This is a genomic window from Shewanella cyperi, from assembly GCF_017354985.1.
Taxonomy (GTDB): domain Bacteria; phylum Pseudomonadota; class Gammaproteobacteria; order Enterobacterales; family Shewanellaceae; genus Shewanella; species Shewanella cyperi.
The window spans coordinates 3015001-3039486 of sequence record NZ_CP071501.1 but is presented as its reverse complement, the minus strand read 5'-3'; the positions used below and the strand labels follow the sequence as shown (position 1 = coordinate 3039486).

At 53.7% G+C, this 24486-nt stretch carries 20 protein-coding genes and 4 tRNA genes (1 of these 24 only partly in view); 9 read left to right on the top strand and 15 right to left on the bottom strand.

What is annotated here, in order from left to right; all coding sequences use genetic code 11:
- Window positions 1-83 precede the first annotated feature (83 nt).
- Both JYB84_RS13355 and JYB84_RS13350 read left to right on the top strand, forming a co-directional pair.
- On the top strand, window positions 84-2663 hold the full coding sequence (locus JYB84_RS13355; protein WP_207320531.1) for a TonB-dependent receptor: 2580 nt from the start codon (window positions 84-86) through the stop codon (window positions 2661-2663).
- Window positions 2664-2774: 111 nt separating this feature from the next.
- Window positions 2775-3398 (top strand): glutathione S-transferase family protein, encoded by a 624-nt coding sequence (locus JYB84_RS13350; RefSeq protein ID WP_207320530.1) that lies wholly within the window; start codon window positions 2775-2777, stop codon window positions 3396-3398.
- Window positions 3399-3407: 9 nt separating this feature from the next.
- Here JYB84_RS13350 and JYB84_RS13345 read toward each other — a convergent pair whose 3' ends face one another.
- From JYB84_RS13345 to JYB84_RS13335, 3 genes are all read right to left on the bottom strand, one after another.
- Window positions 3408-3908 carry a DUF4447 family protein gene (locus JYB84_RS13345; RefSeq protein ID WP_207320529.1) on the bottom strand — a complete coding sequence of 167 codons (501 nt, stop codon included), beginning with the start codon at window positions 3906-3908 and terminating at the stop codon, window positions 3408-3410.
- Window positions 3909-3929: 21 nt separating this feature from the next.
- Window positions 3930-4331 (bottom strand): SMI1/KNR4 family protein, encoded by a 402-nt coding sequence (locus tag JYB84_RS13340; protein WP_207320528.1) that lies wholly within the window; start codon window positions 4329-4331, stop codon window positions 3930-3932.
- Between the two features lie 120 nt (window positions 4332-4451).
- Window positions 4452-6539 (bottom strand): M13 family metallopeptidase, encoded by a 2088-nt coding sequence (locus JYB84_RS13335; protein WP_207320527.1) that lies wholly within the window; start codon window positions 6537-6539, stop codon window positions 4452-4454.
- 213 nt (window positions 6540-6752) lie between these two features.
- On the opposite strand from JYB84_RS13335, the gene rsuA reads away from it, so the two are divergent.
- Window positions 6753-7481 (top strand): 16S rRNA pseudouridine(516) synthase RsuA, encoded by a 729-nt coding sequence (gene rsuA / locus JYB84_RS13330; RefSeq protein WP_207320526.1) that lies wholly within the window; start codon window positions 6753-6755, stop codon window positions 7479-7481.
- A 15-nt stretch (window positions 7482-7496) separates the two neighbouring features.
- Here the strand turns inward: rsuA and JYB84_RS13325 are convergent, their stop codons facing one another.
- The 5 genes from JYB84_RS13325 to lhpI all read right to left on the bottom strand — a co-directional run bounded on the left by JYB84_RS13325 (window position 7497) and on the right by lhpI (window position 11968).
- The gene (locus JYB84_RS13325; protein WP_207320525.1) at window positions 7497-8567 is read right to left on the bottom strand and encodes an extracellular solute-binding protein; all 1071 of its coding nucleotides are present in this window, start codon (window positions 8565-8567) and stop codon (window positions 7497-7499) included.
- A 386-nt stretch (window positions 8568-8953) separates the two neighbouring features.
- Window positions 8954-9892 carry a DUF4097 family beta strand repeat-containing protein gene (locus JYB84_RS13320; RefSeq protein ID WP_207320524.1) on the bottom strand — a complete coding sequence of 313 codons (939 nt, stop codon included), beginning with the start codon at window positions 9890-9892 and terminating at the stop codon, window positions 8954-8956.
- Window positions 9889-10392: a hypothetical protein gene (locus tag JYB84_RS13315; RefSeq protein ID WP_207320523.1), complete on the bottom strand. Its 504-nt coding sequence runs from the start codon at window positions 10390-10392 to the stop codon at window positions 9889-9891. The genes JYB84_RS13320 and JYB84_RS13315 overlap by 4 nt, the downstream gene beginning before the upstream one ends.
- On the bottom strand, window positions 10389-10934 hold the full coding sequence (locus JYB84_RS13310) for an RNA polymerase sigma factor (protein ID WP_207323228.1): 546 nt from the start codon (window positions 10932-10934) through the stop codon (window positions 10389-10391). The genes JYB84_RS13315 and JYB84_RS13310 overlap by 4 nt, the downstream gene beginning before the upstream one ends.
- Before the next feature lie 89 nt (window positions 10935-11023).
- Window positions 11024-11968, bottom strand: coding sequence for a bifunctional Delta(1)-pyrroline-2-carboxylate/Delta(1)-piperideine-2-carboxylate reductase (gene lhpI / locus JYB84_RS13305; RefSeq protein ID WP_207320522.1), 945 nt, complete (start codon window positions 11966-11968; stop codon window positions 11024-11026).
- Window positions 11969-12249: 281 nt separating this feature from the next.
- Between lhpI and JYB84_RS13300 the strand changes: the two genes are divergently transcribed.
- Window positions 12250-14112, top strand: coding sequence for a methyl-accepting chemotaxis protein (locus JYB84_RS13300; protein ID WP_207320521.1), 1863 nt, complete (start codon window positions 12250-12252; stop codon window positions 14110-14112).
- Between the two features lie 102 nt (window positions 14113-14214).
- Window positions 14215-15789, top strand: a complete 1575-nt coding sequence (locus JYB84_RS13295) for a sensor domain-containing diguanylate cyclase (protein ID WP_207320520.1) — start codon at window positions 14215-14217, stop codon at window positions 15787-15789.
- Between the two features lie 56 nt (window positions 15790-15845).
- Here JYB84_RS13295 and JYB84_RS13290 read toward each other — a convergent pair whose 3' ends face one another.
- The 6 genes from JYB84_RS13290 to JYB84_RS13265 form a co-directional block, all read right to left on the bottom strand.
- Entirely contained in the window at window positions 15846-17471 is a 1626-nt protein-coding gene (locus JYB84_RS13290; protein ID WP_207323227.1) for a methyl-accepting chemotaxis protein, read from the bottom strand.
- A gap of 178 nt (window positions 17472-17649) precedes the next feature.
- Window positions 17650-17736: transfer RNA gene (locus JYB84_RS13285), tRNA-Leu, on the bottom strand.
- 30 nt (window positions 17737-17766) lie between these two features.
- Window positions 17767-17853: transfer RNA gene (locus JYB84_RS13280), tRNA-Leu, on the bottom strand.
- 39 nt (window positions 17854-17892) lie between these two features.
- Window positions 17893-17979: transfer RNA gene (locus JYB84_RS13275), tRNA-Leu, on the bottom strand.
- A 52-nt stretch (window positions 17980-18031) separates the two neighbouring features.
- Window positions 18032-18107: transfer RNA gene (locus JYB84_RS13270), tRNA-Phe, on the bottom strand.
- A 311-nt stretch (window positions 18108-18418) separates the two neighbouring features.
- The gene (locus JYB84_RS13265; RefSeq protein ID WP_207320519.1) at window positions 18419-19183 is read right to left on the bottom strand and encodes an outer membrane protein assembly factor BamD; all 765 of its coding nucleotides are present in this window, start codon (window positions 19181-19183) and stop codon (window positions 18419-18421) included.
- A 122-nt stretch (window positions 19184-19305) separates the two neighbouring features.
- Between JYB84_RS13265 and rluD the strand changes: the two genes are divergently transcribed.
- The 3 genes from rluD to clpB all read left to right on the top strand — a co-directional run bounded on the left by rluD (window position 19306) and on the right by clpB (window position 23663).
- Window positions 19306-20280, top strand: coding sequence for a 23S rRNA pseudouridine(1911/1915/1917) synthase RluD (gene rluD / locus JYB84_RS13260; protein ID WP_207320518.1), 975 nt, complete (start codon window positions 19306-19308; stop codon window positions 20278-20280).
- On the top strand, window positions 20281-21006 hold the full coding sequence (gene pgeF, locus JYB84_RS13255) for a peptidoglycan editing factor PgeF (protein WP_207320517.1): 726 nt from the start codon (window positions 20281-20283) through the stop codon (window positions 21004-21006).
- 83 nt (window positions 21007-21089) lie between these two features.
- On the top strand, window positions 21090-23663 hold the full coding sequence (gene clpB / locus JYB84_RS13250) for an ATP-dependent chaperone ClpB (RefSeq protein ID WP_207320516.1): 2574 nt from the start codon (window positions 21090-21092) through the stop codon (window positions 23661-23663).
- Between the two features lie 77 nt (window positions 23664-23740).
- Here the strand turns inward: clpB and JYB84_RS13245 are convergent, their stop codons facing one another.
- Window positions 23741-24187: a DUF4124 domain-containing protein gene (locus tag JYB84_RS13245; RefSeq protein ID WP_207320515.1), complete on the bottom strand. Its 447-nt coding sequence runs from the start codon at window positions 24185-24187 to the stop codon at window positions 23741-23743.
- Between the two features lie 86 nt (window positions 24188-24273).
- On the opposite strand from JYB84_RS13245, the gene pssA reads away from it, so the two are divergent.
- Window positions 24274-24486 carry the start of a CDP-diacylglycerol--serine O-phosphatidyltransferase gene (gene pssA, locus JYB84_RS13240; RefSeq protein ID WP_207320514.1) on the top strand. The gene runs 639 nt beyond the window's last position, so only the first 213 of its 852 coding nucleotides appear in the window; the start codon lies at window positions 24274-24276; its stop codon lies off the right edge, out of view.

The window sequence follows — 24486 nt, the reverse complement described above, 5'->3', positions numbered from 1 at the left end:
TAGAGGTGCAAATCAACAATCGTCGGCGGCAGCATGCTGTACTTCGGCGAATAAAACAATAATCAATTCAGTTAGGGAAGATCATGAAAAGACCTCTGTTAATGCCAAGTGCCTGCGCACTGGCCGTCGCATTTGCCATGCCCTCAATGGTGTTTGCTGCGGATGATGGTGCCAAGGTTGAACGTATCGAAGTGACCGGTTCTCGCATCAAGCGTACCGATATCGAAGGTCCTTCTCCTATCCAGTCAATCGACAAAGACGACATTGCCAACATGGGCTTCGACAACCTGCAACAGTTGCTGGAGCGCATGCCCGCCAACGGTTCAGGAGCCTTCTCTACCAGAGGTAACAGTCAGGATTCCACTGCCAACGGCGCCGCCTCTATCAGTTTGCGTGGCCTTGGCCCTGATGCGACCCTGGTACTGATTAACGGTCGTCGTGCAACAATCAGTTCTTTTGCCGAAGGTATTACCAATTCTTTTGTTGATATCAACAACATCCCGGTATCTGCCATTGAGCGTATCGATATTCTGAAAGACGGCGCCTCGGCCATTTATGGCTCCGATGCCATCGCCGGCGTGGTGAACATCATCCTCAAAAAAGACATTGAGGGCCTGGAAATTAACCTGGGCTATGGTGAGGCTTCAGGCACAAGTTATGATGAAAAAACCGCCAGCATGGTTTGGGGTACCAAGTCTGAAAAAGGCAGTGCTTCGGTCATTGTTGACTACTTCAAAAACAGTACTTTAGGAGCCGATGAGCTGGGCCGTTTTGGTACAGCCAATCAAAGCCCCTATGGTGGTGAAGATTTCCGTTCTTCCCGCGGCTTCCCCGGGTATTTCTATGTTGATGGCGAGATTACGATCGACCCTGCATGTCCGCCAAATCAAAATGTTGACGATGAAGTTTGCGTGTTTGATTACGGCCCATACAACCTGGTTATCCCTGAGGCGGAGCGTGTCGGGGCTATAGGTCAATTTGAATATCATTTCAGTGATGATGTGACCGGCTTTATGGAGCTGGCTGCTCAACACAATACCTCCAAGGCCGGCGGCGCAGCGACGCCATTGGATGAAGATGCAGGTCTGACAGTGCCCGGCTCACATCCCAATAATCCGTTTGGAATGGATATCGACATTGGTCGTTTCCGTACAGTAGATGCGGGCCCACGTCGTTGGGATATCGAGTCCGATACCATGCGTATGGTGCTTGGCCTTCGTGGCACCCTGAACGAGTGGGACTGGGAAGTGTCCGCTCAGAAGGGGCGCAGTGAGTCCACCCAAACAGGCGACCGCAGTCAGGGTTGGGTGCGTGTAGACTTCCTTCAGGCTGAAATTGATGCCGGTCGCTACAACCCCTTTGGTGGCACCATTAACTCCCCTGAAGTGATTGATGCCATCACCACCAGCCTGGTGCGTCAGGGTACGTCGCATATGACTTCTTATGATGCCAGTATCACAGGTCAGGCCTTCACAATAGGTGACCGGGACATCATGCTGGCTGCGGGTATGGAGTACCGCGAGGAAGACGTCAGTGACGTACCTGATGATCAGTTCCAGCGTGGGCTGATATTCGGCACCGAAGCTGTTTCTGCTGCGGCATCAAGGGATCAGTGGGCGGCTTACATGGAATTCTCTATTCCTGTTGCCGATAACTTTGAAGTAGATGTCGCCGGTCGTTACGATCATTACAGCGACTTTGGTTCAACTACCAATCCGAAAATTGCCTTCCAATGGGGCGTCACCGAAGACATTACTGCCCGTGGTTCCTGGTCAACTGGTTTCCGTGCACCTTCCTTGGCACAAATAGGTTTGGGCCCTTCAGAAGAGAGTAGCTTCTTTATCGATTCCTATCGCTGTGCTTCAGACAATGTGGATTGTAAGGCTCTTGATTACAACACAGTCTTTGCCGGTAACTCAGATTTGGATCCCGAAGAGTCCAAAACCTGGAACCTGGGGGTCATTTGGGCACCAAGTCAGCGCATGGACATAGGTCTTGACTATTACAGCATTACTCAAGACAACAAGATTGATAAACAACCATTAGGCCAGATTTATGCTGCCAACTGTAACGACCAGAACAGTAGCATTTGTGAACGCTTGACACCTCAACCAGGCCAAACTCTGGGGCCAATTGATGTGATCCACTCAAGCTTTATCAATATCAGTTCTCAGGAAGTGGAAGGCATAGACTTGTCCGCCCACTATGGTTTTGAACTTGACAGCTATGGTGACCTCAAGTTTGGCTTGGAATACAGCTATCTGATCAATTTTGAAAAAGATGGTCGTGACTGGACCGGCGAATACAAGTACCCACTGAACAGGTGGTTGCTCACATCCAATTGGACCATGGATAATTTCGCTGCCAACTTGAACGTCAGTTATGTTGGTGAGTTCGAAGATACACCGGATATTGACTTTGATGGCACTCTGGACTTCGATTGGTATCAGTCACGCATGGTTGATTCTCAGGTGCTGGTGGATGCCTCTGCATCATACCGCTTCAACGACACTGTCAAGTGGACCGTGGGTGTGAACAACCTGCTGGATGAGGAGCCACCATTTGCTATCGGTGATGGAGATACCGATCTCTATGGTTATGTGATTTCTGTGCATAACCCAATGGGTCGTTACATCTATACCAAGGTACAGGTGAACTTCTAACGCGCTACCTGAAGCTGAAAACGGCGCCTTTGGCGCCGTTTTTATTTGTCTCATCTAGACTTGGATATTCTGCGTTAATCAAATGGTTTATTAAGCAAAAGGATGGCAAATATGATTGAGCTTTATGGTACGCCCCGCAGTCGGGCATTGCGGATCTCCTGGTTACTGGAGGAGCTTGGGATCCCGTGGGAGTTTCATTATATCGATTTCGCCAGGGGCGATAACCGCACCGAGTCCTTTCTGGCGCTCAATCCCTGCGGCAAGGTGCCTGTCATTCGCGATGGTGAATTGGTGTTGACCGAGTCCGCAGCCATCATGATGTATCTGGCGGAGAAATATGGTGCCGGCCAGTGGCTTCCTGATGCCGGCACTGCTGCTGCGGCACGTCATTATCAGTGGCTAAGTTATATCATCACCGAGTTGGAACAGCCGTTGTGGACCATGGGTAAGCACAAGTTTGCCCTGCCCGAAGCGCAGCGCGTACCGGCTGTGCGGACAACCGCGGTATGGGAGTTTGATAAGGCAGCCGCAATAGCTGAAGACTGGTTGCCTGACAGCCCCTTTCTGCTGGGGGAGCAGATCCAGGTGGCGGACATTTTGCTAGCCCATACCCTCTTGTGGGCCACTGTATTTGAGCAAGATATTCCGCCCAAACTTGCGGCATATCGCGACAGACTGAGCGCCCGTCCTGCAATGAAAAAGGCGCTGGACAAGACCAGCGCCTCAGCACAGTAAAGGCGGGGATCAGAGCTGAGCCGCGGCCCATTTGGCGCGGCTTTCGCGGCTTTCACCCAGTCCCTGAGCTTCGCGAAAGGCTTTGTAGGAATCCACATTGAGCGGTACCAGGGTGACGTCCACCTCCAGCACCAGCTTGCATTCCTTTTTAATGCGCCAGGCCGCAGTGTTGTACAACTCGGTCAGCGGCAGGGTGCCGAGAAACTCGGGATTATATTGCTGGTACAGGGCCTGAGTGGGGTAGACCACGAAGGCCAGGCGACGTTTGGGTTCTTTCTTGAACAGGGCTTCAATGCCATCACAGGTATTGAGCACCTGCATTTCAATGACGTCGTCCAAATCCAGCAGTTTTTTCTGGGCCAATTCGGGGGCGTCAGCGGACGCTGCTTCCCAGGCCTGTACCTCTGCCTCAGTTGTTTGGGTGAGGTCGGCAACCTGAGCCTGGGTAAGCCCCAGCGACAGGCGCAGGTATTGCATTTCCACGGCGTTCAAGCCGATATCTTTTGCCATTATCTTATTTCCAATCGGATGTCAGCTTGGTAACCAGACGTCTTCGGTCCAGGCCCAGAAGGATTCCCAATAATCTTCGGTAAAGTCACCGTGGGCCCAATAGTGTACCTGACCTTCCTGGTCGATACAGTAAAAGTTGTCGCCCAGCTGACAGATGGGGATCATATCCCGCGGCAGGCCAATGGACCAGGCGTAGGCGGTCACTTCCGGTAAGTAGGTGTGTGAAAAAGGGTCGGCGGCTGTCACCGGCTCCAGACAACCGACAATCACATCGCTGGCGTGCAACAAATACTCTTTCAGTTCAACCGGCAGGGGGATCAGGATTTGTTCCTCTATCTCCACCAGTTGCTCAAAGCTGGGCAGCTCCAGCGGCACAGGCACTGTTTCACTCAGTTCCTGCAATTGGTCTATCAGTTCATGCATCTTCGGCTCCCGGCCTGTGATTCTGGGGCTGGAGTATAGCGGCTTTGTCTGTGCTGGCAATAACCGCGTGTGACCCAAATAGAAAGGGCACCCTGAGGTGCCCTTGGTCGTGAAAAATCCTTACCAGATCTTCACGCGCTTTTCAGGTGCTATGTACATGGCATCGGACTCTTTCACACCGAAGGTGTTGTAGAATTCCGGCATGTTGGACAGAGAGCCTAAAGCACGGAACTTACCGGGTGAATGAGGATCTGTGGCCACACGGTTACGCAGGGCCTCTTCTTTCATCTTGCCACGCCAAATTTGGGTGAAACCGATGAAGAAGCGCTCGTCGCCGGTCAAACCGTCGATAACAGGTGCTTCCTTGCCGTTGAGCGACTTTTTGTACGCCTTGTAGGCTATGGTGATACCGGACAGGTCGCCGATGTTTTCACCCAGGGTCAGTTCACCGTTTACGTTCAGATCGTCAAACACGGCATAGCCGTTGTACTGTTCGACCAGCGCCTTGCCGCGGGCGGCAAACTCTTTCAGATCCTGCTCTGTCCACCAGTCACGCATATTGCCTTCACCATCGAACTTGGCGCCTTGGTCGTCGAAGCCATGGCCCATTTCGTGGCCAATAACGGCACCGATACCGCCATAGTTGACCGCATCATCGGCTTCCATGTTGAAGAAAGGTGGCTGCAGTATGGCTGCAGGGAACACAATCTCGTTCATGGTGGGGTTGTAGTAGGCGTTCACTGTTTGTGGTGTCATATGCCACTCGTCGCGATCGATAGGCGCACCCAGTTTGTCCAGACCACGGTTATGTTCAACCACGGCGGCACGCATCACGTTACCCACCAGATCATCGCCCTTGATGTCCAGCTTGCTGTAGTCTTGCCACTTGTTGGGGTAACCGATTTTGGGATTGAACTTGGTCAGTTTGTCCTTGGCGGCGGCCTTGGTATCTGTGCTCATCCAGCTCAGCTCGTCAATGCTGTCTGCGTAGGCGCCACGCAGGTTTTCAACCAGTTGTTGCATGCGAGCCTTGGCTTCCGGAGCAAAGTGATGTTTTACATATACCTTGCCAACCACTTCACCCAGCAGCTGGTTAACCTTGGCGACACCGCGTTTCCAACGTGGCTCGGGTTCGGCCTGGCCGTTGAGGGTTTTGGCAAAGAACTCAAAGTTTTCCTTGTCCAGGGCATCGCTCAGATCTCCGGCGAAATGGGTCAGGGTCTGCCACTGCATGTAGGTCTTCCAGTTGGCAAGATCCTGGCTTTTCACCAGCTCGCCCAGACCCTGCACAAAGCTTGGCTGGTTGATGATGATGTCGGCCTGCTTGTCTGCGCCCAGGGTACCCAGGTACAGGGACCAGTTGATGTCCGGTGCCAGGGCTGGCAAGTCGGTCAATTGGTACAGGTTGTAGGTCTTGGTGCTGTCACGCACTTCCACTACATCCCAGTGTTTCTCGGCGATGGCGGTTTCCAAAGCCATCACGGTTTCAGCGGCGGCCTTACCGTTTGGCAGACCCGCCAGCTCATACATCTTTTCGATGTGGGCTACGAAGGCCGCGCGGATTTTCTGGAAACGCTCGTCCTGGTTGAAGTAGTAATCCTTCTCCGGCAGGCTCAGACCGTATTGCCAAATGTGAGTGGCGTAGCGGCTGGAATTTTTGGCATCCACGTCTATGTAGAAGGCCATTGGGGTGCCACCGCCGATCATTTGGCTGTGGGCAAAGTACTTTATCAGGTCGTCCTTGCTGGCAATGGCTTCGATGGCATCCAGTTCACCCTTGATAGGGCTGACACCCAGCTTGTTCAGGGTCTCGGTGTCCATGAAGGAGCGGTACAGGTCAGCCACTTTCTGCTCGTCGGTGCCCATGGCCAGGTTTGGTGTGGCAGCGGTTTCTTCAATGATGGCCTTGACGTTGTCCTTGGATTGCTCACGCAAATCATAGAAAGCGCCGACGCTGGTGCGATCGGCCGGGATGTCGGTGTTCTTTTCCCAGGTGCCGTTCACATAGCTGTAGAAATCATCCTGTGGGCGCACTGTCTTGTCGAAGTTGGCGAACTCTATGCCTGAACCCAGGGCCTGGGCCACGGCAGCAGCTGCGGCTGTCTTGGCACTTTCCGGAGCCTTACTGGTCGTGGCAGCATTATCATTACAGGCTGCAAGACCTGCTATCAGCGAGGCGCACAATCCCCCGATAAGTACTTTTTTCATTGTCTATCCTTTGTGAATTAATTTGACGTTCAAGGTCGGCGGCGATACCGCATAACTGCCTGTAACCCAGGCAATTACCCGGGCGAAGTAACGGATATGTTAAATGCAACAGCCCAGAGGACACAAGGCTTGCAGCGGTTTTTCCTCTGTATCAAATGGTGTCAGTTGTAAGCAAAGATTACGGTTTTGCCAATTGGCCAATCTCGGCTCATAATGTCGCCCCTGCAACCTATTTTGACTGGAGTTTCCGTGCGTTTGGATAAATTTTTGGCCGAGGCCACGGGGCTTAGCCGTTCGATTGCCAAAAAGGCCATGCATGCAGGGGAAGTCACCTGTGATGGCGTGATGGTGAAAGACCCGGCATTCAAGGTCACGGCCGATACCCGGGTGTGTCTGGATGGTGAGCAGGTGGCGCTGGTGGGAGTACGTTACCTGATGCTGAATAAACCCGTGGACACAATTTGCTCCACAGTGGATGAGCATTATCCGTCGGTTATTTCCGCCTTGAACATTCCCCGCCCCGATAAACTGCACATTGCCGGGCGACTGGATGTGGATACCACGGGATTGGTGCTGATAACAGATGATGGCCAGTGGTCCCACAAGGTGACTTCACCCAAGAAAGAGTGCGGTAAACGCTACCTGGTGCAACTGGCCGATCCCCTTGATGCAAGCCTCATCGAAACCTTTGCCGCAGGCATAGAGTTAAGAAATGAAGATGGCCCCACCAAGCCGGCATTGCTGGAATTGATTGACAGTCACCAGGCCAGATTGACCATCACCGAGGGTAAATACCATCAGGTTAAGCGTATGTTCGCCGCTGTGGGCAACAAGGTGGTGAAGCTGCATCGGGAAGCCATAGGGACCATAGAACTTGACCCGGACCTGGCTCCCGGCGAGTGGCGCTATTTGACCGCTGTCGAAATAGCCTCTGTTGGTTGATGCGATTGTCTGGGTTTACTGCTTAAGCGTCTGCCGCAGTGCTGCACCAGCGCGAATATCGATAAAATTGTTGACCACATTGGGCGCAGCCGGGACAAGTATTGCGGCTGCCTCTGTGGGCTCGGGGGCTTGCGTCAGTACCGAGTTCAGGTTCAGGGCTTGTGCCAAGCCGGCCTGATACTCTGGGGAGATAAAGTAGTTGGCCGCGATTTCTGCCGCCAACAATTTTCCCGCCTTGAGACGACGGGAAAAGGCCAGGGTATCAAGCCAGGTCATGTCGCCTTCCTTAAATTGTATTTTTTCCCACTGTTCACCACGATTGCGGGCCGCCGCCATTTCCGGTCCCCAACTGCTGACTATGGCTATGCCTGGCTGGTCAAGATTGGGGCTGTCATCCCAAAAGGCGCCGGCCTGGGCATAGAGACGATGAAATTGCTGGTCTATGACTGTGCCCTCTTTAGCCATGCTCAACACCTGATCCCGTCCGCCATCGGCATAGGCTTGGTTCAGGGCCAATGGGCTCAGCCCCAGCGACTGCAAGGTCAGTCCCATGTTGTAAATGGGTTGTGCCCGGCAGAGGCTGAATTTGCCTCGATAGTCTTCAGACCAGAGTTCCGCCACGCTCGCGGGGGCCTTCAACTCGGGATAACGGTTGCGGTTCAGATAAAAGCCATAGCTTCCCTGGGCGAAAGGAATGTAATAGGGCTTGCCGTCTGCGCTGCCATCCGGCAGATGTGTCAATTGAGCACTGATGGCCTGGTATTGGGTCAAGGCCGGTGACTGACTGTTAATGGGCTGCAGTACCTTGAAGAAGTCTCCCTGATAGCCCTTGAAGAAGGACAGGGTGACAAAAGCAATATCTATCTGGGCCGTCCGCAGCAAATCATACATCTGTTCGGCATTGGAGGCATTTTCTGGATGCAGTCTGATGCTGTAGGGTATGTGTCTGCGTTCAAGCTCATGATTAATAGTTATTAAATCGTCTTTTGATACATAACCTTCCCAGGCGAGCAGGGTCAGATATTCCTTGGCCGTGGCTTGGGATGCCAAGAGTAATATAGCCAAAATAAATGCGCTGATTTTCACCTGTGGTACTCCTGGAACCCGAGCAAGCATAGGGCGGTATCTGTCTTCGAGCCAAAATCTTAGCGCATTTCTGTGTGCATATCCTTGAACTAAGGCTTGTTTTTTGTACGAATTTGCAACAGCATACCGACAGCCGGGGCAGGTCAATGACACCGCTGTTGCAGGCATGGAACACAAGCCTGGAGTGAACCATCGGAATAAAGTGAAGGTCATGATAATTAATGACATAGGCCCGACTGCGTGAACTGCACAATTCAAGTTGCCAACATGCGGGAGCTACATAAACAGCGGCTTTGGACCTGCCGGAGCTCATTGGCGCCGAACCTGGCTTCCGAGACCTGGTAAATGAAAAGGCCGCATTAAGCGGCCTGTTGCTGTTGATTGGCTTATTGTTTCAGGGTGATATCGCCGCTGATGGTGGAGATGTCTATCCTGCCCGCACCGCTGCCGGCACTGAACTCGAGTTTGCTGCCGCGACCGTATTTGGGCTTGGCCGGCTTGTCGCCACTGAGCTTGTTGTGAATATCGCCACTGGGACCACCATTGATACTGAAACGGCTGTCGGCCTTGCCATCAAAGCTCAGCTCAAGATCGCCGCTGACGCTTTCAAGTCTTGCATCCAATTTTCCGGGCACCCGCAACTGACTGTCGCCACTGACGGTATTGAAGCGCAATTGTTCGGCCTTGGGCAGGGCAAACTTCACTTCACCTGAGACCTGCTCAATGGTGATTTTTTTGCCTTGGCTTATGCCCTTGAGATCGCCGCTGACCAGTTGGTAATTCACCTCGCCGCTGCTGTCCTCATCCGTGATGGCACCGGAGACGGTAATCAAATACAGCTCGCCCTTGAGCGCCTTGGCCTTTATGTCGCCGGACACTGTATTGAGGGCAACCTCACCGCTTAAGGACTCTGATTGTATATTGCCGCTGACGCTCGACAGTTCCAGCTTGCCGCTGAAATCCTTGAGGCGGTAATCGGTGGCGACCCCCTCGGCACTGAGGCTCAATTCCTTTGGCAGATACAGGGTCAGCTTGGATCCATCCTTGTTATCATTGTGATGCTTGCGGTGCAGATTGGCCTTGTCCCTGATATGCACCACGCCATCACGCTGTTCCAGTTCCAGGCCCTCGCTTTCCTCGTCCAGGGTACCTTCCACCCGCACCTCGGACTTATTCCAGCTGACGAGGTTAACTTCGCCGCGGGGGACTTCCAGTTCCACTTTGGGCTTGCTGTCGACCTTGATGGTGCGATCCACTTTTTCTGCGGCCTGCAATTGCGGCACAATCGCCAATAACAGGGCCAGGGTGCTGTGGGTCAATTTCATATACTCTCTCCTTGTGGCTGGCCTGTTTGCGGCAGGCGCTGGCTTTGTTTCAATAACTCAATTTCGCGGCGCTGGGTCCAAAGCCACAGTTGCCACAGTTGTTTGTCGGTGGGGTGCTGTTTGAGTGCCTGACGTATCTCCTCGGCAGCTCGCCTCAGTTCATCCAGGCCATCATTCAAAGGTTGCTGCCAGCCCACGGTTTGCCATTGGCCGTTTTGCATGGCGGCAACATCCTGTTGGTGACGCAGGGCTATGCCCTCGATCAGGGTTTGCAGGGCCACTTGCTCTTCATCGCTTCGCTCAGCGGGCCATTGACCATAGAGCACCAGCGCCAGCAGCACTGTGGCCGCTGCGGCCAGGAAGCCCTTACCGTGACCTTTGTGGGGCAGGGGCTTATCCAGGCGGGCTGAGATACCGGGCCAGAGATCCCGCTCGGGTGCCAATTCCCGCGGCAGCTTTTCCAACAGGGTATCCAGAGGATCTTTGTCGTTAACAGTCATGACAACATCTCCTTGAGCAGGGTTTTGGCCCTGTGATATTGGGCCTTGCTGGTGCCAGTGGCTATGTTCAGCAAGCGGCCGACCTCGTCGTGTTGGTAGCCTTCAATGGCGCAGAGCACGAACACCACCCGTGCCCGTTCGGGCAGACGCAGCAGCAGGGTATCCAGATCCTTGTGTTCCAAAGGCTTATGTTCTGCAGCGGCGAAGTGAGTTGTTTCCGCATCATCCAGCGGCCGGAAGCGACTCCAGAAACTGCGTTGCTGTTTCAAATGATTCATGGCCACATTGACGGTGAGACTGTGCAACCAGGTACCAAACTGGCTGTCGCCGCGGAACTGGGCCAGTTTATGCCAGGCACGGATAAAGCTGGCCTGGGTGACATCTTCGGCACAATGGCGGTTGCCGCACAGTCGCAATGCCAGGGCGTACACCCGCAGGTGATGGCGCTGATACAGGGTCTCGAAGGCCTGGCGATCGCCTCCGGCCGCCTGGTGGGCCAGTTGCGGATCCGTGATCGCCAGGGCGGGGTTGTCGAGGGGCATATTCACACCGGAGTTTCCATGTCGGTTATGCAATTAATCCTTAAGACAGATTGATAACACTAAAAGGTTTAAACCCGGTGCGAATATTTTTAATTTCCCGTTCCATTGAACACTGTGCGGGCAGCGGCAAGGTCGGCCAGGGCGGAGCCGACGCTCTTGAACAGGGTGCGCTCTTGGGGATGTTTGCGTCCTATGGCGGTGCCGCGGCAAAGATCTGCCAGTTCACCCAGCACATGGGATTCACTGATAAGTCCTTCGGCCATGGGGATCAGTAGTTCACCCGCTTCATGCAGCACATTGGTGCGGCTATCAACATAAACGCTGGAATTCAGCACCAGCTGACTGTCGCATTCGCGGCCGTCTTTGTGGTGATTGCCGACCAGATCGCAATGACTGCCGGGACTGACCCATTCACCGTTAAACAGCGGTTCGTGGGCTCCGGTGGCGCAGCTGATGATATCAGCCTGAGGCACTTCCTCGGCAAGGTCGCCCGCAGGACTCAGGTGCAGATCCGGTCTTTCCCTGGCGACATTCCTGATGACCTCGGCCACCGCTTCGGGGCGCCGTCCCCAGATACGGATCTCGGTCAGCGGTCGCACACTGGCGTGGGCCAGGGCCATAAAGGGGGCCAGATTCCCGGTGCCGAGCAGCAGCAGACGTTTGGCATCCTGACGGGCGAGGAAACTGGCCGCCAACGCCGAGACCGCGGCGGTGCGCCAGTAGGTGACACTGGTGCCATCTATCAACGCCTGGGGCTGACCTGTGTGGCGATCAAACAGCAATATTTGCGAGTACAGGCTGGCCAGGGCCGGATCTTTTTTCGGGTTATCAGGCATATAGGTAAAGGCTTTGACCGCTATGCCCTGATTATCCCAGGCCGGCAGCAGGGCAAAGGCATCCGGCTTACCCTGTTGCAGCGGATACACCTGACGTCTTGGCAGGTCCACGCTGTTGGCAAAGGCTTGCTTCAGGTTGGCAATCAGCAAAGGAAAATTAAGTTGTTGATGAACCTCGGCGGCACTGAATATCTGCATCTGTCACTCCATAATTAGCTTTAGGATAATGTATACAAATTGCCTGTAAATTTCAAAATCCGGTATGTGACAGAAAAATTTCATTCCGGAATAGTTAAAAACTGTAAAAAAGAATAACTTGCGTGATAGTTTTGTCTGACAAAAGCATGTCAGCTATCACAAAAGACTTATTCCCTTCGTTGGGAACCTTGTTTTTTGTTGTAGTCTGCCCAAATGCCCTGAAATGACTATCTTTAATAAAGGCATAACGCCACCTAGAAAAACCGTCCGGAGAAGCCAGAATGCTCATTCGCCAGAAATTGTTGTTAAGTGCCACCTTATCCGTGGCCGCCCTGGTCGCCATGCTCGGCCTGCAATTGTACGCCGGAGGCCAGCAGGAAGAATTGGCTGAGGCTGCACAACAAGTTATTGAGTTGGAAAAGGACATTCTGATATTGCGCAAGGATGAAAAGGATTTTCTCAGTCGCCTGGATTTGAAATATGTGGAAGACCACGCTCGTCACGGTGCTGAGCTGCAACAAAAACTGGAGCAGGTAGAGGAGAAATTCCTGGAATACAGGATGCCACGCAGCGCCATCGACAGTTTTGAGCACGCCATTGACGAATATCTGGCCACCTTCAAGCAAGTAGTGGCACTGCAGCAGGAAATTGGCCTGACTCCAAAGACCGGGCTCTACGGCAATCTGCGTCAGGCGGTGCACGATGTTGAATCTTTGGTGGAAGAGCATAACCGCCCCGAATTGCTGGCGGCCATGCTGCAATTGCGCCGCAATGAGAAGGACTTCATGTTACGCCGTGATATGTCCTATATGGATAAGTTTGACTCCAACGTAGCCAAGTTTAATCAGACGCTTAGCGCTGCAGGTTTGGAAGGGGACGTGGAGAGTCGAATTCGGGAGTTGATGGGCAACTACCAGAGGGACTTTAAGGCTCTGGTTAATAAGGAACAAGCCTTTGGCTTGGGTAAAGAGGATGGCGCCATAGGCAAGCTGCGTGCAGCGGTGTCCCGCGCCGAAGCGGCCAGCACTGAATTGGGCCAATTAGCCTCAGCCGAAATTGCTGCGGCCAAGCAAAGTGCCGTGCGGTGGGGATTTGTGATTTTTGGCCTCATACTGGTCATAGTAGCTGTGACCACTTACCGAATCATCCAAAGCGTTATTACCCCTGTGACCCGAATCAATCAGGTGATCACTGAAATCGGCCGCAACAAAGATCTCACCCGCCGCTGCGATGAGTCTGGTGGTGATGAAATGGCTGAGATTGCGGTTCATTTCAATGAAATGCTCGATATTATCCGTAAGCTTATTGATCAGGTCGTTGAGTCAGTTGCCATAGTGAATCAATCCTGCACCTCACTGTCGAGCAATGCCGCCGCGGCATCAGACGGGGTGATGCGGCAGTTGAATGAAACCGATATGGTGGCCACCGCCATTACCGAAATGGGCGCCACCATAGACGAGATTGCCAAGAATACCGAGCTGGCAGCCGAGCGCGCCGGTCATACCCATGAAAATGCTCAGAGTGGCCAACGTGAGGTGGTGCAGACCATAGACAAGATCCAGTCGCTGGCCAGGCAGCTTAACGAATCGGCCAAGGTGGTGGCGGAGCTTGAGCGTGACAGCAGTACCATAGGCAGTGTGCTGGACGTGATCCGAGGCATTGCCGAACAGACCAACCTGCTGGCGCTTAACGCGGCCATTGAGGCGGCCCGCGCCGGTGAACAGGGGCGGGGCTTTGCTGTGGTGGCCGATGAGGTTCGCAGCTTGGCGATGCGCACCCAGGAGTCTACCGAGGAAATTGCCGGTATTATTCAAACCCTGCAGAGCCGTACCCGTTCCATAGTGCAATTGATGGAGGCCAGCCAGCGTCAGGGCACCGAGAGTGCGGAGCAGGCCGCCAGCGCCGGAGCCCTGTTGGAGCAGATTAACCAGGATGTCACCAACATCATGGATATGAGCACCCAGATCGCGGCCGCCATTGAAGAGCAGAGTTCGGTGGCCGCAGAGGTCAATAAAAATGTGGTGATCATCCGCGATATAGCCGAAATGTCTTCCGAAGCCGCCATGAACAATGCCAAGGCTTCAGATGAGGTCAGGGACAGGGCGGCACTGCTGCAAAAGGCTGTCAGCCAGTTCAGAACCTGAAATTGACCAGCGGCACCCAAGGGTGCCGTTTTTTATTGGATTTTAGCGCTTCCACGGGCGCCACGGACTAAGCTGTAAATAAGATCGGGCGGGGGCGGCGCCATGAAACTAAACCACTTTTCCTTATTGCTTATCGGTGGCTTGACCCTGTTGTCCAGCTTGACCGCCTTTGTGTTATTCGGGGTTTTCCTGCGCCCCGAGTTGGTAAAGGAAATTCGCGATCAGCAGCAGATGGAAGTTCGGGCCCTGACCGCAGGGCTGGATTTTTATAAGCGGCCCCTTAAGACATTTGCTTTTGACTACGCTGTCTGGGATGAAATGGTCGACTTCATTCGCCAGCCCTCCGACACCTTTATTGAATCAAACCTTTATCCGGCAGCCTTCTCCGTGGCGGATATAGATGCTGCCATGTTGTTTGACCCCCGGGGCAAGGTGATTTGGCAGTACCAGGGTATCCCGGCGCCTTTGCCCAAGGACATAGAAACCCATCCACAGTGGCTTGGTGGTTTGTTGCCGTCGGCTGAAGAGGTGGCAAGTGCCCGTCCCAGCACCCGCACCGGACTGTTACGTTCGGGCAATAAAGTGGTGTTGTTCAGTAACGCCGCCGTGCTGCCATCCAATGGTGACGGCCCAGTGGTTGGCAGTTTTATGGTGATCCGGGCGATTAAGCCGAGCCTGACCGACGAGTTGCAACGTTTGACCCTGGTGGACTTCAGTCTCGACTTGGCGCAACCCAGGTTGCACAAGCATCTGCCACTGCTAACAGAAGATTCGCGCATAATGGAGATCCGTGCCAGCCATACCTGGTTGTTGAATGATGTGCTTGGACAACCGGCTATGGTATTGACACTCAGGCATAAAAAGTCCGAGGAACCGGCTTTCTTTTCCAAAGAGGCCTCATTGATTTTCTTCACCTTTATCAGCGTTTTTCTCTGTGGTCTTTTGCCTATCACCCTGGTGATATTGAATCCTTTGCGAGCCATTAACCGGGTGCTGGTGAAGATGACGTCCAGGGGCCGGCTTATCAAGATGAAGCCGCAATTCTTTATCGAGGAGATCTCCCGGGTCGCCCAGTCCTTCAACCAATTGGCCGACATGTTGGAGCGGCACCAAAACTATCTTGAATCCCTGTCATTGCAGGATCCCCTGACCGGGATTGCCAACCGTCGGGGACTAGAAGCCTTCGCCTCCCGGGCCCATGAGGAGTGGCTGGCGGGGAAGGGCACCATAGGTTTCCTGATGCTGGATTTGGATGAGTTCAAGAGTTACAACGACAGCCTGGGACACACAGAGGGGGATAAGGCCCTGCTGACCATAGCCCAGGCGCTGCTGATTGAATGCCGTCGCCGTGGTGAGCTGGTGACCCGTTTCGGTGGCGAGGAGTTTTGCGTGGTGATCCATGGTGACAATTTGCAGCAGATGGAACGTCTGGCCAACCGCATGCTGGAGCGGGTGAGGGAGCTACAGATAGTTCACCCCAAGGGGCAGTATGGTCTGATGACTGTGAGTATTGGTGGCATATTTTACGAGCATTTTCACCCGCAGTTTGTAGGGGTGAGCTGGCATGACATGTTGGCCATGGCCGACAAGCAGCTTTATATCGCCAAGTCCGAGGGCCGCAACCGCCTGTCGCTACGCTATATGCAGGCGGCAAAGCTGGTCAAGTCCGTAAGCTGAGGCATGGCAACAGTAAAAAGGGCCCTTTCGGGCCCTTTTACTTTGGCAGTTGAGGGTTAAAGCGTAAAGGCGGCAACCTGTTTTCGCATATCGCCGGCGAGGCTGGCCAGTTGCCGAACCGAGACGGTAAGCTGGTTGGTGGCGCTGCTGGAGCTCTGGGCTATATCGCTGATATTGATGATGCTTTGATTGATGCTTTCGGCGACGCTGCTCTGCTCCTCAGCGGCGGTGGCTATATGGATGTTCAGTTGCGAGATATTTTCCACGGCACTGACAATTTCTTTGAGCGCTTCGCCGGCCATATTGGCCTTGCTGTTGGCGGCTTCCACTTGCGCCATACCCGTGGCCATGGCGCTGACCGCCTCCTGAACCCCATGTTGCAGGCCATCTATCATGGTCTCAATTTCCCGGGTGGACTCGGCGGTACGTTGTGCCAGGGTTCGGACCTCATCGGCCACCACGGCAAAGCCCCGCCCCTGTTCACCGGCGCGGGCTGCTTCAATGGCGGCGTTAAGCGCCAGCAGGTTGGTTTGTTCGGCGATGTTTTTGATGACATCCAGAACCCGGCCTATGTTCTGACTTTCCAGGGCTAATTGGGTGATGACTTCCGAGGTGGATTGGATCTGCCGAGACAGTGACGACATGCTGTCAATGGACTCCAGCACAATGCGATTGCCCGATGCGGCACTGGCATCGGCGGCCCGGGCGGAGTCTGCGGCGGCGTTGGTGCTTTGGGCCACTTCCGATACCGTGGTGGTCATTTCATGCATGGCGGTGGCGGTCTGCTCGGTTTCGGCTTGCTGCTGGCTCATGCGCTCGCTGGTTTGGGCGGCAAACAGATTCAGATTATCGGCTGACTCATTGATGGTGTTGGCGGCGATGGCGATGGACTGCAATATGCCACGCAAATGATTGATGACGTCGGTCAGATTAGATGATATCTGCCCCAGCTCATCCTGGTTGAATACTTTGAATTGCAGGGTTAAATCGGACTTTTGGCGAATGGTTTTCAACTTGCCGAGGATATCGGTAATAGGCAGCATCACACTGCGATTGACCCAGACGCCGAGCAGGGCGCTGCCGAGCACGGCCAGGGTCGCCAGACTGGTAAACCAGAATACAGAACTGTCGTAGATGCCCTCGACCTTGTCTCTTTCCTCCGCTGCTACTGTCAGCTGCAGGGTCACCAAATCGGCAATTTTGCCGCTGATGGGATCTATTACGTGGTACAGCGGAGCTATGTCCTGGGTCAGCTGGCCGCTGACATTTCCCCTCAGGCTACCGAGACGGTCGGTAAGCTTATCTATGTAATCATTGGCAGGGATAAAGAGTCGCTGGGCATCGTTGGCCAACATAGACTCTTCCCGAGTGAGCTCGGTGGCCATGTATTTGGTCCAACGCTCATTGATGTTGTTTTCGGCCGTTTTCAGTGCCTCGACAGCCTCTTCGGCGCTGAACTCACCCACATTGACCTTATTGATGGCATCGATAACAAATACCGCGTAGTCGTCGCCAATCAGTTTCAGATCCTGCAGTGGTACCACTCTGTCATTGTAAATGCTGACTACACCGCGGTTGATTTCGCCCATCATCTGAAACGCCATGATGCAAATGCAGATGAGCAGCACCAAGGGCATGACAAACCCCAGCAGCATTTTCTGTTTGATTTGTAGATTGAGCATGAGAATGGCCTCAACGAGTGACCAGCCCATCCTTTCCAAAAACAGGTAGTCCATTAGCGGCTGTATAAATAACAGTTATAGCAAAGGATGAGTCTTTTGCCTGAGAGCCTTGCCCGGGCGGAGAAAACGAAGGGAATTTCAGATACAAAAAAACCTCGCATTGCGAGGCTTATTTGTTTGGTACAGGTGAGAAGACTTGAACTTCCACGCTCGTAAGAGCACCAGCACCTGAAGCTGGCGTGTCTACCAATTCCACCACACCTGCACTGTATTTTTTTAGACTCTTTGTGTTAATTGGTACAGGTGAGAAGACTTGAACTTCCACGCCCGTAAGGGCACCAGCACCTGAAGCTGGCGTGTCTACCAATTCCACCACACCTGCACAATGAGTCTATCGTACAGCTAACTATCAATCGCAAAGTGGTACAGGTGAGAAGACTTGAACTTCCACGCCCGTAAGGGCACCAGCACCTGAAGCTGGCGTGTCTACCAATTCCACCACACCTGCCCTGTACTGCTTTGCAATTTTTCCCAGTCGCCTGAGCACCTTAAGTTGAAGGTGGTGCCCGAACCCGGAATCGAACCAGGGACACGCGGATTTTCAATCCGCTGCTCTACCAACTGAGCTATTCGGGCGACGGGGTGCATTAAATAGCTTTTGCGGTTTTGAGTCAACTCTTTTCTGAGGAATGTCTCAAAAACTGTATCGATTGGATAAGATTTGCCCGAACCCCCCTGTGACTGCGGGTTTGCTGTATTTTTTGTGTTCATTTTTGCCTGTTCTCCGGGAGCTGCGGCGGAGGATATCGGCAACAGGATTGCGGACAGCGCCGCGTTTGCGGGTGTTTTTTGACCGCTTGCTGGAGGGAAGAACATGGACAGCGGTTTGCACTAAATTCGATTGGCTGAAAAGTAAACGCCCCGCAGTGCGGGGCGTTTACTTTTTATCAGTGTTGCAGCATTTCGTTGTTGGGGAAGTTGGCTTGCATCACCATCATCACATGCTGTTTAAGTTGATTTTGCCCCAACTCATCGTAGGCCTGGGCCATGATTTCCAGGGCGCGCTCGGTGGCGGGGGTGCCTGAATAGGTTTCCATCACACTTTGGGCCCTGACGGCTGCCGCACTCCAGGCATTCATCTTGATATAGTATTCCGCCACCTGGACTGAATATTGCGCCAAGCGGTTTTTCAAATATTGCATGCGTTTGCGGGCATCAGCGGCATATTTGCTGTTGGGGTAGCTTTTTATCAGCTTGTCGAAATCCTTGAAGGCGCTGATGGCATTTTGCGGATCCCTGTCGGTACGATCGATGTTCATCAATTCATGGAAGAAGTAACGATCGGCCTGCATGTTCATCAAACCACGCATATAGAAGACGTAGTCAATGTCGGGATGGGTTGGATTGAGACGAATAAAACGGTCTATGTTGGCCAGTCCCTGAGCGGCGTCATCCAACTTATAGTAGGCGTAGATCAGATCCAGCTGCACCTGGGTTTTGTGCGGGCCAAAAGGAAAACGCGAGTCCAAAGCCTCCAGGGACTTTACCGCCTTTGCATAATTGCCAAGTTCCATTGAGGTACGGGCCTGGGTATAAAGTGCGTCGGGAGACTTTTGATTGAGCACCAGATCTTCTTCACTTCCGGTACTGCTACAGGCGCCGAGGGCCAGGGTTAGCAAGGCAACTGCGGTGCCTTTGGCAAATTTAGACATACTTGAATTCAATTCTTTTGAAGTTGTAGTTAAGAATTTCTCCATTTCACTATAAAATGGAAAACATCCGATTGTAACAAATAGCACACCACTTTGGACCCCAAATCCGGGGTACGGTTCATATGACTCAAGAGATTAATCTAAAAAGCGAGATTTCAGCAACACTAACCGGGCTGAGATTGGATCAGGCCGTGGCCGAGTTGTTCCCTGATTATTCGCGCACACGGATCAAAGAATGGATCCTGTCCGGCGCAGTATACGTTGATGGCGTAGCCGTAACCAAGCCAAGGGAGAAGGTGCTGGAGTCCCAGATCATTGAGATCGAAGCCACCCTGGAAGAAGAGGTCAGTGCCCAGGCCGAAGCCATAGATCTCGATATAGTCTATGAAGACGATCATATATTGGTGATCAACAAGCCTGCCGGCTTGGTGGTGCATCCCGGTGCCGGCAATGCCGATGGTACCCTGATGAATGCGCTGTTGCATCATTGCCCTGATATAGAGCATGTGCCCCGCGCCGGTATTGTGCATCGTCTGGATAAAGACACCACCGGCTTGATGGTGGTGGCGAAAACGGTCGAGGCTCAAACTCATCTGGTCGCGGCGCTGCAGGCCAGGGAAATTACCCGCGAATACGAGGCCATAGTGCTGGGCACCATGACTGCCGGCGGTACCGTTGATGAGCCCATTGGACGTCATCCCACCAAGCGTACCCATATGGCGGTGCATCACAGTGGTCGTCCCTCAGTAACCCACTACCGGGTGGCGGAGAAATTCCGTGCCCATACCCGTGTGCGTTTGCGTCTGGAAACCGGTCGTACCCACCAGATCCGCGTGCACATGGCCCATATAGGTCACGTGTTGGTGGGTGATCCCGTGTATGGCGGCCGTCCCAAGCCCCCCAAGGGAGCAAGCCCAGAGTTCTTCGAAATTCTCAAGGGCTTCAACCGTCAGGCCTTGCATGCGGTCAAGCTGGAGCTGGTGCATCCCGTGACTCTCGAAGTCATGAGCTGGCAGGCGCCTATTCCGGAAGACATGGTGCTGTTGACCAAGGCGTTGCGTAAAGACACCGAAGAGCACCCGCTGGAGTACCTGTAAGTGTTCCGGCCCGATTGGCCCACACCTGCCGGTGTTCACATCGCCATGACAGACAGACATGGCGGGGTGAGCGCAGCGCCCTTTGACAGCCTCAATCTGGGGCTGCATGTGGGCGATGACGAAGCAAAGGTGTTGGCCAACAGGGCCTTGCTGTGTGAGTCCCTTGCTTTACCTTCCGAGCCCGTTTGGCTGGAGCAGGTGCACGGTACCCGGGTACTGGATCTGGCTTTGGTGACGGATACGGACTCAAAACAGGCTGATGCCAGTTACAGCAATCAAGCTGGCAAGGTATGTGTGGTCATGACCGCCGATTGTTTGCCTGTGCTGCTGACCAGCGACGATGGCCAGGAGATAGCCGCCGTACACGCAGGATGGCGCGGTCTTTGTGATGGTGTTATCGAAGCCGCGGTGGCTCGTTTTCACGCCAAAGGCAAGAACATCACGGCCTATCTTGGCCCGGCCATTGGCCCGGATGCCTTCGAAGTAGGTGCCGAGGTGCGTCTTGCATTTCTCGAGCAGGACTCGGATTGCGGCGATTGTTTTCGTCCCCATGGGGCGGGAAAGTACCTTGCCGATCTCTATCGCCTGGCCGACAGACGGCTCCGGGCTCTCGGGGTTGAGTGGCAGTTCCATGCCCGCCAATGTACCTTCAGGCAGACCGGGTATTTCTCCTATCGCCGCGATGGCGTTACCGGCCGCATGGCCTCACTAATCTGGCGCGATTAATTTCCGACCACTTGAAAAAAGCGTCGTCATCCCCATCTTTTAAGTAACTTGAGATTTCCTCTTGGTGCTTTTAAGGAGGCGCTATGCGACTCGATCGTATGACCAACAAATTCCAGATGGCGATATCCGATGCCCAATCGCTGGCACTGGGACGCGATCATCAATTCATTGAACCCGTGCACCTGATGATGGCCCTGCTCAACCAGGATTCGGGCTCTATCCATCCTTTGCTGACCCAGGCAGGGATCCGCGTCAGCAACTTGCGTTCACTGCTCAGCCAGGAGCTGGAGCGTTTGCCCCAGGTTGAAGGCACCGGTGGTGATGTGCAATTGTCCCAGGCCCTGATCCGCCTGCTGAATCTGTGCGACAAGCTGGCGCAAAAGCGCAAGGACAAGTACATCTCCAGCGAATTGTTTGTATTGGCAGCGCTGGAGAGCGGTGACACCCTGGCCCAGATATTGAAACAGGCCGGTGCCACCAAGGAACTGCTGGAAAAAACCATAGAACAACTGCGTGGCGGCCAGAATGTGGACGATCCCAATGCCGAGGACAATCGCCAGGCACTGAAAAAATACACAGTTGATTTGACCGAGCGCGCCGAACAGGGCCGTTTGGACCCGGTAATTGGCCGCGATGATGAAATCCGCCGTACTGTGCAGGTATTGCAGCGCCGCAGTAAGAACAATCCAGTGCTGATTGGCGAACCCGGTGTCGGTAAGACCGCCATTGTTGAAGGGCTGGCGCAGCGGATAGTCAATGGTGAGGTACCCGAGGGTATCAAGAATAAACGGGTGCTGTCCCTCGACATGGGGGCCCTGGTGGCCGGTGCCAAATACCGCGGCGAGTTCGAGGAAAGACTCAAGGCGGTGCTCAACGAGCTGGCCCAGGAAGAGGGGCAGGTGATCCTCTTTATTGATGAGCTGCACACCATGGTGGGGGCTGGCAAGAGCGAAGGTGCAATGGATGCCGGCAACATGCTCAAACCGGCCCTGGCAAGGGGCGATTTGCACTGTGTCGGTGCCACCACCCTGGATGAATACCGTCAATATATAGAAAAAGATGCCGCTCTTGAGCGTCGTTTCCAGAAGGTGCTGGTGGATGAGCCCAGCGTCGAAGATACCATAGCCATATTGCGTGGCCTCAAGGAGCGCTACGAGCTGCATCACCATGTGGAAATCACAGATCCGGCCATAGTAGCGGCAGCGACCATGTCCCATCGCTACATCTCCGACCGCAAGTTGCCGGACAAGGCCATAGATCTGATTGACGAGGCCGCTTCCAGTATACGACTGCAGATCGACTCCAAACCAGAACCCCTGGATAAATTGGAGCGTCGCACCATACAGCTCAAGCTGGAGGAGCAGGCACTCGCCAAGGAAAATGATGAAGCCAGTCGCAAGCGTCTGGAGCATTTGCGCCATGAGCTGGAGGAGCTCGAGGCCAAATCTGCCGAACTGAATGAGATTTGGCATACGGAAAAAGCGGCCCTGGCCGGCACCCAACATATCAAGGCGGATCTGGAACAGGCCCGTTTGGATCTGGAAGTGGCCCGCCGCGCCAGCGATCTGGCCCGGATGTCTGAGCTGCAATACGGCCGCATCCCCGAACTGGAAAAGCAGCTGGATTTGGCATCCCAGGCAGAAATGCAGGACATGCGCTTGCTGCGCAACAAGGTCACCGACATAGAAATTGCCGAGGTGCTGTCAAAGGCTACCGGTATCCCGGTCGCGAAAATGTTGGAAGGTGAGCGGGAAAAATTGCTGCAAATGGAAAAAGCCCTGCACGAGCGGGTGATAGGTCAAAACGAAGCCGTGGATGCCGTGGCCAATGCCATTCGCCGCAGCCGCGCCGGTCTTGCCGATCCCAACCGACCCATAGGCTCTTTCCTGTTCCTCGGCCCTACCGGGGTGGGTAAGACAGAGCTTTGTAAGTCACTGGCCAAGTTCCTGTTTGACACTGAGTCGGCCCTGGTGCGCATCGACATGTCCGAGTTTATGGAGAAACATTCGGTCTCACGTCTGGTGGGAGCACCTCCCGGCTATGTGGGTTACGAGGAGGGCGGTTATCTGACCGAGGCGGTGCGCCGCAAACCCTATTCGGTGATCCTGCTCGACGAAGTGGAAAAGGCTCACCCGGATGTGTTCAATATTCTGTTGCAGGTGCTGGACGACGGTCGCCTGACCGATGGGCAGGGCCGTACCGTGGATTTCCGCAATACCGTGGTGATCATGACCTCCAACCTGGGATCCGACATCATTCAGGAGCATTTCGGCAGTTTGAGTTATGCCCAGATGAAGCAGGAAGTGATGAATGTGGTGGTACATAGCTTCAGGCCTGAGTTCCTGAACCGGATTGATGAAACTGTGGTATTCCATCCGCTGGATGCGGCCCATATCAAAAATATTGCCGCTATCCAGATTGAATCACTGCGTCGGCGCCTGTTGGAGAAAGAATTTGATCTCCACCTGACCGAAGAAGCCCTGGCTTATATTGCCCGTGCCGGTTTCGACCCTGTCTACGGTGCCCGACCACTTAAACGCGCCTTGCAGCAGGAAATTGAGAATCCACTGGCGCAACGTTTACTGCGAGGGGAGTTCGTGCCGGGCAAAACCATTGAAGTGGATTGTCAGGATTCCGAGCTGATATTCCTGCAATAATGCTGTAGTGAATAAGAAGAAGGGGAGCTTGGCTCCCCTTTTTTATCTTAGTTCGGCTTAGCCCCAGATTAGGGGGCTTATTCCTTGCAATACAACTCGATGGTTTTACGGGTCTCGGCCGTGGCTTGCTGTTTTTCTTCTTCCGACAGCACTACAGGTTCGTCACTGCCCTCTTTGGTTTGGCGTATCCTGGCGTAACTGGTCAATATATCCAGCCTGCGCTTGGCATCCTCACAAACTTCCTTGGCTTTTTCCTCATTTTGTATCTTGAGTATGGCGGCCTTTTTCTCGTCTTCGGTCATTTCGGGTTTGCGTTCACGCGCCTTGGGTGCCACCGAGCCGACCTTGCCCGGCTCTATGTCTTCGCTGTACAGGGTCTTGGCGCCCGTCTGTTCTTCGGTGGGCGGTTGCTCGCTGTAATGGGTGACACCTTTCTCATCAACCCAGGTATAAATAGTGGTAGCCCAGGTTGCTCCAGATAACATTGAAAGCAACAGCAAGGCGATGGGGGTTCTGGCAAACATGGAATTCACTCTCCTTTGGGCCGGCATTGGTCCGTGGCAAAAATATGCTATCTTGTTGGCGATCTTAGCCCATTTAGTGCCAGTGTATGAAAAATCTCGACAAGCCTACAGTAAAAAATCGCGGCATCTATTTATTGCCCAACCTGTTTACGACCGCTGGATTGTTTTCCGGCTTTTATGCCGTTATAGCCTCGATGAATGGGCATTTTGAATCTGCGGCCGTGGCGGTGTTTGTCGCCATGCTCTGTGACGGACTGGATGGACGGGTCGCCAGATTGACCAATACCCAGAGTGAATTT